Annotated in this window: 9 protein-coding genes and 1 pseudogene; 4 read left to right on the forward strand and 6 right to left on the reverse strand. The window is 50.0% G+C overall.

Annotated elements, in window-relative coordinates; all coding sequences use genetic code 11:
• Positions 1-100 precede the first annotated feature (100 nt).
• The 3 genes from K3T83_RS04250 (at position 101) to K3T83_RS04260 (ending at position 3,071) form a co-directional block, all read left to right on the forward strand.
• A complete protein-coding gene (locus K3T83_RS04250) occupies positions 101-1,342 on the forward strand; it encodes a TIR domain-containing protein (RefSeq protein ID WP_220201732.1) in 1,242 nt (413 codons plus the stop codon).
• Positions 1,343-1,723: 381 nt separating this feature from the next.
• Complete coding sequence (locus K3T83_RS04255) at positions 1,724-2,278, forward strand: non-canonical purine NTP pyrophosphatase (RefSeq protein ID WP_220201733.1); 555 nt, start codon at positions 1,724-1,726, stop codon at positions 2,276-2,278.
• Positions 2,279-2,792: 514 nt separating this feature from the next.
• Entirely contained in the window at positions 2,793-3,071 is a 279-nt protein-coding gene (locus K3T83_RS04260; protein WP_220201734.1) for a hypothetical protein, read from the forward strand.
• A 235-nt stretch (positions 3,072-3,306) separates the two neighbouring features.
• Here the strand turns inward: K3T83_RS04260 and K3T83_RS04265 are convergent, their stop codons facing one another.
• The 4 genes and pseudogenes from K3T83_RS04265 to K3T83_RS04280 form a co-directional block, all read right to left on the reverse strand.
• A complete protein-coding gene (locus K3T83_RS04265; RefSeq protein WP_236064813.1) occupies positions 3,307-4,770 on the reverse strand; it encodes an RtcB family protein in 1,464 nt (487 codons plus the stop codon).
• Positions 4,771-4,954: 184 nt separating this feature from the next.
• Positions 4,955-5,383 (reverse strand): archease, encoded by a 429-nt coding sequence (locus tag K3T83_RS04270; RefSeq protein ID WP_220201735.1) that lies wholly within the window; start codon positions 5,381-5,383, stop codon positions 4,955-4,957.
• 406 nt (positions 5,384-5,789) lie between these two features.
• Positions 5,790-6,653 carry an EamA family transporter gene (locus K3T83_RS04275; protein ID WP_220201736.1) on the reverse strand — a complete coding sequence of 288 codons (864 nt, stop codon included), beginning with the start codon at positions 6,651-6,653 and terminating at the stop codon, positions 5,790-5,792.
• A 94-nt stretch (positions 6,654-6,747) separates the two neighbouring features.
• Positions 6,748-8,120: pseudogene (locus K3T83_RS04280) on the reverse strand (cystathionine beta-synthase).
• A gap of 464 nt (positions 8,121-8,584) precedes the next feature.
• Between K3T83_RS04280 and K3T83_RS04285 the strand changes: the two are divergent.
• On the forward strand, positions 8,585-9,727 hold the full coding sequence (locus K3T83_RS04285; RefSeq protein ID WP_220201737.1) for a mandelate racemase/muconate lactonizing enzyme family protein: 1,143 nt from the start codon (positions 8,585-8,587) through the stop codon (positions 9,725-9,727).
• 67 nt (positions 9,728-9,794) lie between these two features.
• Here K3T83_RS04285 and K3T83_RS04290 read toward each other — a convergent pair whose 3' ends face one another.
• Together K3T83_RS04290 and K3T83_RS04295 are read right to left on the reverse strand one after the other, a co-directional pair.
• A complete protein-coding gene (locus K3T83_RS04290; protein WP_220201738.1) occupies positions 9,795-11,042 on the reverse strand; it encodes an NAD(P)/FAD-dependent oxidoreductase in 1,248 nt (415 codons plus the stop codon).
• Between the two features lie 180 nt (positions 11,043-11,222).
• Positions 11,223-12,242: a hypothetical protein gene (locus K3T83_RS04295; protein ID WP_220201739.1), complete on the reverse strand. Its 1,020-nt coding sequence runs from the start codon at positions 12,240-12,242 to the stop codon at positions 11,223-11,225.
• Positions 12,243-12,364: the final 122 nt, after the last annotated feature.

Below are 12,364 nucleotides of genomic sequence, written 5' to 3' on the forward strand. Positions count from 1 at the left end.
AATGCAATTTTAATGGTCTATGCAAATCATGATACAAACTATTAAAGTCATATAATCCTACTACCGCGAGAACTGTAGCAGTAAGTAAGGAGGTCATCATATGTCGATAATGGATAATGCACATGCATTGATAATTGGTATCGCAGATTATCAGTATATCAACAGATTACCACAAACCATCACTAAGGATGCTAGAGACATTTACAATATATTAATTGATCGACAGAGGTGTGGCTACTTACTTAGCAATGTACAATTACTCCTCGATAAGCAGGCGACTCAAGCAGCAATCCGCCAAGCATTAGCTAACTTAGCTAAGCACAGCAATCAAGATTCCGCTGTCTTTTTCTACATCTCCAGTCACGGTGGTCGTATTGAGTCCAGTCCTTATGCGGGCGAGTATCTCCTCCCTGTGGATACAATTTATGATTCAGATCAAACGGTCGCCCAGACAGCTATATCCGGTGAGGAGTTCACAAACGCCTTACGCGCTATTCCCGCCCGCAAAGTTGTGATTATATTCGATTGTTGTCATTCAGGTGGAATTGGTCAACCCAAAGTTGCGACTGCACCATTACTAAAATCCGGTCTGTCTGAACACTATTATGAAGTCTTACAGCATGGAAGAGGCCGGGTCATCCTCGCCTCTTCACGTAGCACAGAGTTCTCTTATATACTGCCTGGTGCGGCTAATAGCCTTTTTACACGGCATTTATTAGATGCCTTACAAGGCGGTGTGCCTGGTCCCGGTGGTGTTATCCGCATATTTGACCTTTTCCATTATGTACAACCTAGAGTGACTGCTGAGCAGCCCAACCAACATCCCCTTTTTAAGGCAGAGGTAGAGGAGAACTTTCCTGTTGTGCTTTACCTGGGAGGCAAAGCTCCAGCATCAATCTCAGCAATTCCCGCTGTTGATGATTTTGTGTACGACATTTTCATTAGCTATCGGCAGCGAGAACCAGACAAGACATGGGTACGCAAGACCCTGCTACCCGCCTTAGAAGCCAGAGGATTACATGTCTGCATTGACTATCGAGATTTCCGACTGGGCGCTCCACTCATAAAAGAAATGGAACAAGCCATTGAGCACAGTCGTTATACATTGGCAGTTTTATCACCAGCCTATCTGAAAAGTAACTTTACAGACCTGGAGAACGTCCTAGCTGAACATCTTGGCCTGGAGCAGAGTCAGCGGCGTCTCTTAGCTGTTATGCGTGAAGCATGTAGACCTCGCCTGGGTATGCGTGCCCGTCTCTGGCTTGATATGACTGACGATGAAGAGTTTGAGATGAATATTGATCGTTTAGCATATGAGTTGCATCAGGAGCCAAATACCTAGATTATATATAAAGGGATATTCTGCTCGGGGAAAAACAGAGAGGATTAGGGATACTGTAAGAACACAGGAAAAGTGATATCGAACAACTTCGCCACATCAGCCACTCGCGTATCAATCTCGATAAGAACGCGGTGTATCTCAGGGCCATTGCGAACCTCGAAGCCAGCGAAGCGCTTCTTGCATCAGTCGAAATTGGACAGATCAAATACTCCAATAACCTGATCAAGCAAAATCAAAGGAGGTATCATACTCATTGCAGCTCTCCGGGAGGCTTTTCAATACAACTATTTAGAACGATACTTTGCCTGAATACATGGTTCCCACTCTTTCTGTACTCAACCATAATATACTATTCAATGCTCGTGATAAAAGGAGATCTCTTTGACTATAAAGTTTGCAACTACTAACATCGGAAAATTTCGTGAACTACAGTCACTTCTTAAACGTGGTATTGTCCAATTTCCCCTTGACTTACTTGAACTTCAAGGCATTGAAGTTGACGACATTGTACGATTTAAAGCAGAACAGGCGTATAAAGTAGTTGGTTCCCCGGTTCTAGTTGAGGACACAGGTTTAGCTTTTTCCGCGTGGAATGGACTGCCAGGTGCTTTAATCAGATGGTTTCTGGATTCAGTAGGAAGCCAGGGTATTTGTCGAATCTTATCCGAAGAAACAAATCGACATGCGATTGCAAAATGTACTCTTGATTTCTATGATGGATACGAACATCATCTATTCTCTGGCATCATGCAAGGTACACTTGCTAAGGAACCAAGAGGCTACAATGGCTTCGGATGGGATAATATTTTTATCCCAGAAGAATATGATCAAACATTAGCTGAGATGACAACAGAACAGAAAAGTAATATCTCTATCATTAGGCTTGCAAGTGACAAGTTACAAAAACATCTTGATGACTCTACTATAGAAATGTAGAAGGTATATATGCGCACATAATTTGCAAAGGCAAATAAAGTATTAGATATAGGTACGCTGACTGGTGAAACAGGAGAAATACTCAAAAAAGTATACTGCTCAGTGCTTCTCAAATGGCAACACAAGAGAGGTACAATGGAAAGAAGAACCCCTACGAGGCATTCGACACAGCAGGCAAGCCATGTCCGTACACGGAATTCCGTTGTGTCTCCCAGCCCTCCCAGTCTCCACAATCCCGGTTCTTTCTGGGGGCCGTGTTTCGTACAAATGAGGACACGGCTTTGACGCTCTTATATAGCTTTCTGGCTGTTGAAATCAGGGGAAGATATCTTAAAGAGGTCAGGTTGGCGGTGCAGAACGGACGCTGCTCATTTCTCCAGGAGTTCGATGAAGCGACTTTTCTTCCACCGAGCAGCGATGTGCCAATCATTGAGTCTCTCCGTTTTCTCACTGGTCAAAAGCTGGATGACATCCTCTCTGCATACAAAACAGGGACTTCATAGGAGAAAGGGTTATGCGTGATGATCTCTTTGCCTTGCTTGATCCATTTATGGAGTCAATCCTGGAACCACCAGAAGAACGTCTCTTTGAGTTTCTCGCCCAGATCTCGACCTGCTTTGACGCGCGAGAAGAGAAGGGGCAGATCCTGCCACCCATTCAGCGTCCTTTGACCGAGGAAACCTATAAGGAAATGTGGATGTTGCGCTACCAACACCATCTCGGCCAGATCAGTTTCCTGGAATTGCTGGAGAAGTATGAAGAAATAGTAGGCATCCCTTCCCGTACTCTATGAGCAGCATGTCAAGGCTCTCAACAGCGGATGGGCGTCCCCTGCCTCCCAGAGGCAAGGAAATTTCATTCATTGCGAACGAAAGAAGCGGAATATTCCGTCTATGGAAGTATTCCGCTTCCCACTACATTGCTTTGGGAATATCTGAGTACCTGGGACTGCCATACATGGTGGCTTGGTACTCTCTCACGCCTCAGTGCTGCTTCAATAGATACAGACTCGTTCCAGATATCAGGCGCTATCCTTTCACGACAATCACCGGCTTCAGGCGTACAACCAATTGTGCCAGACCCGCGTTGTGTACCACATCCACTATTTTTTGCGCGTCTTTGTAAGCAGTCGGCGCTTCTTCTGTCAGTAGACTCTTGCTATGGACGCGAATGGTCACGCCGCGTGCCGCCAACTGATCGAGCAGATCACGAGGGCTGATGGACTTTTTCGCTGCGGTGCGGCTCTGCCTGCGCCCGGCTCCGTGGCAACAGGAGCCGAAACTCTGCTCCATTGAGCCTTGCGCACCGGCAAGCACAAAGGAGTAGCGTCCCATATCCCCTGGAATAAGCACAGGCTGTCCTATAGAGCGATACCTCTCTGGCAATGCCGGATGTTGCGGAGGAAACGCCCGCGTGGCCCCTTTGCGATGGACGCACACCCAGCGTTTCTGCCCATCGACCTCATATTCCTCGATCTTGGCAATGTTGTGACAGACATCATAGACCAACGGCATCTCTTTGGCCCGTGCTTTGCGTCCAAACACACTGGAAAACGCCAGCCGCACTCCATGCATCAACAATTGACGGTTGGCCCAGGCGAAATTGGCTCCGCAGGCCATTGCAGCAAGGTAGGCTTTTCCCTCATCTGACTGCAAGGGCAAGCAGGCGAGCTGACGATCCACCAGCTTGAACCCATACCCAGCCTGCTTGACCTCAGCCAGTTTGATGTAGTCTTCGGCAATCTGGTGTCCAAAACCGCGACTTCCACAATGGATGGTCACGACAATCTGCCCGACCTGGCCGATGCCCATTGCCTCTGCGGCTGCCTGGTCATAGATATGCTCGACATACTGCACTTCCGCAAAGTGGTTACCCGATCCCAGGCTGCCCAACTGCTTCCTCCCACGCTGCATCGCCATTGGCGACACTTTGTCAGGGTCAGCCCCAGCCAGACACCCATGCTCCTCGGTGACTTCCAGATCCTCTTCAAACCCATAGCCATCTTCCACCGCCCAGGCCGCACCCTGTACCATGACATCGCGCATCTCGTGGGTGGTCAGCTCGCGCATGCCCGCACCGCCCACACCAGAGGGCAGGGCCTTGAACAGCGCATCCGCCAGTTTCTCGACCTGTCCGCGAATCTGGTCGCGCACCAGCTCGGTCGCCATCAGGCGCACACCGCAGTTAATATCAAAGCCAATGCCCCCTGGCGAAACCACGCCCGTCTCTGCGTCGGTCGCGGCAACTCCTCCCACCGGGAACCCATATCCCCAGTGAATGTCAGGCATGCCCAGTGAGTAACCAACGATCCCTGGCAGCGTTGCGACGTTGGCGACCTGCTGCAAAGCATTATCATCGAGGATCTGCTGGATTAATTCATCGTCTGCATACACCACGCCTGGAACCCGCATTCCTTCCTGGTAACTGGCAGGAATGCGCCAGAGGAACGGATCGATGCGCTGCAATGGAATCTTTTCTTTGCTATTGCCCATGTATTTCTCCTGGTTTATTGTGGAAGCATGCAACGTTGTTGCATGTCAGGTATAGCCCTTTACTAACTACTCAGGGATATCTTTAATAGAAACACAGCTATGATGCGGCACACAGCGATAACAGGTCTGACAAACACACGACAGACCCGAAATGATGGTGGACAGAACTATGCTGAAGGCAGACTTAAATGTCAAAGATGATGCGTGCCTGATATCCCTGATCGGTGAAGTTAATCGCTGCCTCGTGCCAGGTGACGGCTTTGATGGCGCTACTTAGCTCATGCCGTTGTGCATCGTACGGCTCGCCCGATGCATGAGCAACCAGTTGTGTTGCGGTGATGCTGTCAATCGTAAAATCTCGCAAGAGGAGGTATTCAGTATCGAACAGAAAGATCAGTTCGTTGAGCCATGCAATGAGCAGAGAAACAGCATCATGACCTTCGACTGTAATCTCGCGATTGGTAGCTATCCTTATCTGCTCAAGAGGGACCATCAGATCTTCCATCCCCTGTGCAGCATGGATAAACAACTCGGTCAAATTCTGTCCGTACGCATGCAAGCCAACATCGGCAGTATGCTCGAATACTTCATAGGGCTTTGAAAATTTAGACATGCGATGGAAATCCTGACATCATCACTAGAAAGTCAGCCGCCTGGACCTGGCAGATTGTGTGGAGGAGTTCTTGCTTTGTTTCATTCGATAACCCGTCCTTTCCCTATGAAGTGCAATTTGCTCTTACATAATACCTGTTGCTTTGCTATTTGTCAACTATATACTATGGCAATCAGGGCTTTCCAATTCTCCCATCTAGCGGGAGTGCAGAGGGCGGCAGCCCTTTGCCGGGGTGCGGGGTGTCCCCGCAAAAACCTTTTTTCTTCTCTTTTGCGCGCCGCCTGCGGCGGCGCGCGAAGGAGGGAAGGAAACTGGGGACACCCCAGACCCCGGCAGGGAGACCCCTGCACCCCTTTGAGCGGAGAACTGGAAAGCCCTGTATGGCAATTTCCTCATTTGCTTGCAGCTATTTTATAGTATCCAGAGAAACAACAATAATGCCCATAAAAATAAGCACAGATCCTATGGTCCGCGCAATCCCAAAACGCTCCCTTAACCAAAGCCAGCCTGCAAGCGCTGCGAACACAACGCTCACTTCACGGATCGCTCCCGCATAGCTGACCCGAGTTATTGAGTAGGCATAGACCACCATAATATATGTAATCATCAATGCAAGGCCCACCAGGATAATATGCCACCAGTGTAGTTGCCACTCTTCCCAGATTGCCGATACCCTATAACGTGCCACCACACCAGGAATAGAAAGCAGGGCAGACAGGCCAAGCACCACCACAGTATACGGAACTGCCGCCACAAACCGTACAGCCGCTCCGTCAATCACCGTATAAATAGAGACACAGCAGGCAGTCATCAATGCAACAGCAATGCTTTTTCTACTCAACGTTACTTTCTGCAACGCACCCCACAGCGAACCGCTGCCAACAACCATCAAGCCAATAACCAGCAGTACAATGCCGATCAGACCAACAGGACGCGGAGTCTCGCCGAGAAAAAGTGCTGCCCAGACAAAAAGCAGAGCAGGAGCTGCTCCGCGAGCAAGGGGATAAATCAAGGAGAAGTCATCAAGATCATAGGCCCACGTCAAGGTCACATAGTAAATCGCTTCGGCGACCGCACTCCCCACAATATAAGGCCACACGCTCAACGGAAGTGGAGAACTGGTGAGAGGCACCACCAGAAAGCAGATAACGCCCACCACCAGAGCTAACCACATAAACACCTGCTTACGCGTGGCCTGCTTGACAACCAGATTCCAACCAGCATGCATCATAGCGGCGATTATTATCAGTCCAAGCGCAACAAGCGACACCCCTGTTTCTCCATCGTTACACAACAAAAGACCAGGAGCAATAGAATGGCTATAAGCATCTCACCACCATTACTTCCTGGCCCGGCACAATTACTTACTGATTACGTCGCTGCGCCCAAAATTCCAGCAGATCACTCTTCGTGACGATACCTTCCAACGTCTCGTTATCCATCACAGCCACCGCCGATTGACCAGCATTAAAGAGCGTGTACGCTTCACGAGCAGATGTACCGGCCTCTAACGTGGGGAATGGCGGTCCCTGGAGTTGCGCAACCGTGCTGGAATCTAACGGATCTCCGCTGGCGAGATGACGCAAAAGCAGATCCTCCGTCAAACTCCCCACCATACGCCCGCCTTCCATTACCGGCGTCTGGCTGATTCCATAGCGACGCAGCAGCTCAACAACATCAGCGATAGAATCGGTTGCGCTGATACTCACCACCAGCGGCATACTGCGCATATGGTTGCGTCGATAAGTCAGCACATCATGGATCGTTGGCTGATCCGTCTCTGCCTGAATAACCAGATCATTCTCGCGCATCCAGGTATCGTTGAACTGTTTGCTCAGGTAGCCGCGACCGGTATCCGGCAACAGCACAACCACCACATCATCGGGCGTCAGTTGCCGCGCATAGGTTAAAGCTGCCCCAAGCGCAGTACCAGCCGAACCACCAACTAGTATCCCTTCTTCACGAGCCAGCCGCCGCGCCCAATAAAACGAACTGCGATCATCAACGCGAACCACCTCATCTACAAGGTCAGCAGCGTAATTGCCAGGAAACATATCCATGCCAATACCTTCTACCTTGTACGGCTTCGGCGTATCCCCGGAATAGACAGATCCTGGAGGATCGGCCCCAATGATCTTGATCGCAGGATTTTTCTCCTTCAGGAAACGCGCCGTCCCGGAAATCGTGCCACCAGTACCAATGCCCGCGACAAAAGCGGTAATCCGTCCCGCTGTATCGTTCCAGATCTCAGGGCCTGTCGATGCATAATGTGCCGCAGGATTGGCTGGATTTGCATATTGATCAGGGCAACAGGCTCCTGGTATCTCCTTCGCCAGACGATAGGCGACATTTTTATAGTAATCTGGCGAGTCATGGGTCACACTGCTTGGGCAAATCACCACCTCGGCTCCATAGGCACGCAGGAGGCCACGCTTTTCCTCGCTGGCCTTATCAGTCATCACAAAAATACAGTGATACCCCTTTATCGCCGCTGCAATTGCCAATCCATGCCCAGTATTACCGCTGGTTGGCTCAACAATTGTTCCTCCTGGCCGCAACAGCCCCAACTTCTCGCAATACTCGATCATAGCGGGACCAATCCGGTCCTTTACGCTCCCCCCGGATTAAACATCTCCATTTTTGCCAGTACCAGCGGCGGCACATCGCTGGTAACACGATGAAGACGTATCAGCGGTGTATTCCCTATTGCATCCAGAATGGAATTGTAATAACGCATCTCACCCTGGGTAGACTCCGTATTCTCGTTCACAATCTCTACCTCACTGCTTTTTGCGGATCATGGCATGTTCAAACACGTACTGAAAATTGCAGAAGATACGCTTTTTCTTACTTTTCTACCTTCTACTCAATCTCAATGTCCTCGCCACATCCTATTCAGGTCTGCATATACACGTCGTGCATACAACGCGACCGGTGGTAATGCTGCTTTTCCATCAGCATCGCCGAATTACTGGCCCATTATACCATGCCCCCGCTCTTCAATGCGCTCATTCTATAGTTATTTTCACCATATCACAGACGGCCGCAGCACTGACAAGGTGGTAACAAAGAACGCTATTTCGAGCACGAGCTGGTTAAAATTGCCATAAATGCTCCCTGCTTCCTATTCTCCAGGTACAATAGTTGATAAGCCGAAGAGAATAGACCTGATAAATAATAGCACAACAGGAGAAGCTTCATATGAAAATTACCGATATTCGCACTGCGATCATTCGCGCAAATTTTCCCTGGAACCTCATACGCATCTACACCGATACGGGACCAATCGGGCTTGGCGAGGCGTACTGGGGACCTGGGATCGTCGATGTTGTGGAAAAGTTGAAGCCTCGACTCGTTGGCAAAGATCCGATGGAGGTCGATAAGCTCTGGACCTACATGATGCAACTCATGTCCGGCCCCGGCTCAATCGCGGGTGCAACGGTTGCCGCCATCAGCGGTATCGAAATCGCCCTGCTCGATCTTGTCGGCAAGCATCTCAAAACGCCTGTGTACCAACTGCTAGGCGGCAAATTTCGCGATCGTATCCGCCTCTATGCTGACTCTCACGCCTCCAACCTCCATGATCCCAGCAATTGGCAAAAGCGAGCGCTTCAGGTACGAGAACGAGGCTTCGATGCCATCAAATTTGACCTGGACCCCCTCGTTCGTGACATGGAACTCGATCATTTCAATCGCACTTTGACCAATAAGGCGGTCAACTACATGACCGAATTTGTGGCCGCTATCTCCGAAACATTGGGGCCAGATGTGGAACTCGCCCTCGATTGCCACTGGTCATACAATGTCACAGATGCTATTCGCCTCGCGCGAGCGCTGGAACGATTTTCTCTCCTCTGGCTAGAAGATCCAACGCCGCCGGAGAACGCCGATGCTCTGGCCCAGGTTCGTGCCGCCACCAGCACGCCTATCTGCACCGGAGAGAATCTCTATACACGGCATGGCTTCCGCCCCTTTATTGAAAAAGGTGCCTGCCATATCATCCAGCCAGATATCCCGCGCTGTGGTGGCTTATTAGAAAGCAAACGCATCGCTGATCTGGCCGATATCCATTACATTCCCTTTGCCGCCCATAACGTCTGTAGTCCAGTTGGCACTATCGCCTCTGCCCATGTGTGCGCCGCCATCCGCACCTTCACCGTGCTGGAATTTCATTCACAGGATATTTCATGGTGGGATGCGGTGGTTGATCGCGAGGATGATCCATTAATTCAAGATGGCTATTTGACCCTGGACGATAAACCCGGACTGGGACTTGAGCTAAACGATGATGTTTGCCGCCAGCACGTCATGCCCGGCACACTGTACTTTGGAGAGACCGTGTAGAAGAGCCATAACGCCAACGATGGAAGAGATCTTGCTATAATCTCTTCCATTTCTAGCACTGCGATAACTACCCTTCCGCGGGCAAAAGAGCTGGTTTGTTGATCCGTTCGAGCATCAGATCGAGGAATCGTTTCCCGCCGGTCGCGACCATTAATGGGTTGCGAGCAATAATCCCCATCACCAGGCTAGCACTGTACTCACCGCGCATCGCCTGAGCCATTTGCGCCGGGGTCAGGCGTTTGAGCAGGTCAAAAGCACTATCCCATTGTTCATCGCTATAGCTGGCGATATGTTTATTAATCATATAGGAAATATCCATATCGCGCCCGAAGCGATGACGCCATTGCTTATCAAAACGCTCAAGAAAAGATGCGGATGTATCGCCAGCTTTCAACGCTTCAGCAGCAACATTCCCTGCCATCAAACCTGAATAGATGGCAAAGCGAATACCCTCGCCGACCAGCGTTGATCCATGAGCGCCTGCATCTCCCGCCAGCAACAATCCAGCGTGAGAAAAGCGCTCCACCGGCCTCTCAGCTGGAAACAACCCGGTATGATACTCAACGGGACTTGCCCCTTTAAATTTATCGCTTAGCTGTGGCAACTCATGCATAATGCGATCGAGATACGAGCGTGCATCGTCCTCGCTGTCGGGATGAATCACTCCCACGCCCAGACGCACACGTCCATTGCCTCGCGGAAAAGCCCAGGCATATCCCTGTGGTGCGTAGGCGCTGCCCATGATGAGATAAACCACATCTTGCGGATAATTTGGCGCATACAGATCATACTCGGCCCCATACCCATAGCGCCGAAACGCCTTCCCCATATCAGTACGTACACCAATATGACGGGAAAACCCGCTGGCATCGATCGTCACTGCCGCATGAATACTCGACCGCTCGCTGACATGATTCTTCACGGTCACACCCGTTACGCACCCTTCTTCCATCAACACCTGGTCAACGGTATGACGAACGCGTACAGCGGCTCCGGCAGCAATCGCTCGACTGGCAAGGTATTGATACAACCCTCGTACATCTACCACGCAGGCTACAGCAGGGTTATAGTTCAAGGCAAATTCGCGGTGCGGAGACACAAAAACGACCTTTGAGATCGGATGATAGAGATGGTCCGGGATCGACAGCGCTTTCATGTCACTGATCCAGCTTCCCCCACTTGTATGGACCGGATAGCCAATCTCATTCTGACGCTCCAGCACCAATGTCCGCGCCCCTTGAGCCGCAGCAGCCTGTGCAGCCGCCAGGCCAGCAGGCCCACCTCCTACAATAAGTACATCGTAATTGTCCGGCATGAGATTCCTTCTACCTGGAAGAGTAATCGATAATAAAATAGTTTCTGGCCGCTATCAAACAACCAGAAACACATTGCGTATGGTATTGCTTTGGATAGTATAAGATGAATGCCTTCCTGCTGTCCACTCGTCGCAGGAAGATATTGCTCTGAAGCTGTCAGGCGAAATAAAAGCACACGCTTACTGAGCTGAGGATTTTTCCACAGCGAGCAGCGCCAGGATCTCTTTCTCGTCGTCGCTTTGCGGCTGATATACATTTGTCGTTTCCTCAATCCGCCAGACTGCGCCTTTGAGGATAACATAGCGCCATTCCAGATTCGGGCTATCGTTGAAATCAGCCGGAAGAGCCGTTTTTAACAGATCAAGCACCTCTTCAGGTGCCGAATCATGAATATCGAGCTTGCCAATTTGCAGTTGATGGATATAATCAGCGATAATGCCTTCTGGATCATCTCGAAACACCACACGATGCATATTTTGTAAATTCTGTTCAGCTACCTCCCGATGAGCCGGAATATCAAAGGCGTTCATAATACGCCGTCGCAAAGCTTCAAAAAAACTATATTGCACCAACCCGCTACACACAAAGCGAAGTATGTTCGTCATATCATACTCATCTTCATCCTCTTTCTTGAACATATTCGCCAGCGCATCGGCGGCCTCGGCGACCTGGGGAACAGCCTGCAAGTGGCGTTTGGCGACTCTTCTGGCAAATAACGCGGTCAATTCAAAAACGGTCTTTTTATCATACAGGCCGCTTAGCTGATCTATCGCAATGCCTCGTACATGGCGCAAATAGCCGACCCCATGTGTATCCTCCGGGTCCGAAGGATCGTGCCTCGATCGCTCATACTCCGTTTCAACATACCAGTCCAGGCGCGGCCGCTTAATCCCCACCGTAAATTGGTCAAATGGCACCACCTCATTACGCCAACTCGCAATACGTATCCCCTTCGTCATAGCCTCCACCAGAAACGTATTATTAAATCCCTTATAGGAATCACTCAAGAGAGAGATAATCGCCGAATGACTCCACTTACTCCCCGTTGCGATCCGAATCATATGAGCAAATATCTCGCGTGGATCTTTATTTTCACGCAACACAATATCTGCAACTTGTAGAAACTGGCTATCACTCGTATGCTCTTGCAAAAAGTATTTCAGCGGATTTTCATCGATACGCACAGCTCGATATGTCATCTTATCCTCCTCTCGTTTATCAAAGCGCGTCCCTTAATCGCTTCCGATCAACGCTCCCACTCTTCTTACGCAACAGCCATCCCAATAGATGAGCAAGTACATAGCAGGCTGCATTCAACAAA

This window comes from Reticulibacter mediterranei, from assembly GCF_016587455.1.

What these genes read in the sequence shown, in the direction of transcription:
- K3T83_RS04250 (WP_220201732.1), top strand. Translation starts at nt 101, where the DNA reads ATGTCGATAATGGATAATGCACATGCATTGATAATTGGTATCGCAGAT.
- K3T83_RS04260 (WP_220201734.1), top strand. Translation starts at nt 2,793, where the DNA reads ATGCGTGATGATCTCTTTGCCTTGCTTGATCCATTTATGGAGTCAATC.
- K3T83_RS04265 (WP_236064813.1), bottom strand. Translation starts at nt 4,770, where the DNA reads ATGGGCAATAGCAAAGAAAAGATTCCATTGCAGCGCATCGATCCGTTC.
- K3T83_RS04270 (WP_220201735.1), bottom strand. Translation starts at nt 5,383, where the DNA reads ATGTCTAAATTTTCAAAGCCCTATGAAGTATTCGAGCATACTGCCGAT.
- K3T83_RS04285 (WP_220201737.1), top strand. Translation starts at nt 8,585, where the DNA reads ATGAAAATTACCGATATTCGCACTGCGATCATTCGCGCAAATTTTCCC.
- K3T83_RS04290 (WP_220201738.1), bottom strand. Translation starts at nt 11,042, where the DNA reads ATGCCGGACAATTACGATGTACTTATTGTAGGAGGTGGGCCTGCTGGC.
- K3T83_RS04295 (WP_220201739.1), bottom strand. Translation starts at nt 12,242, where the DNA reads ATGACATATCGAGCTGTGCGTATCGATGAAAATCCGCTGAAATACTTT.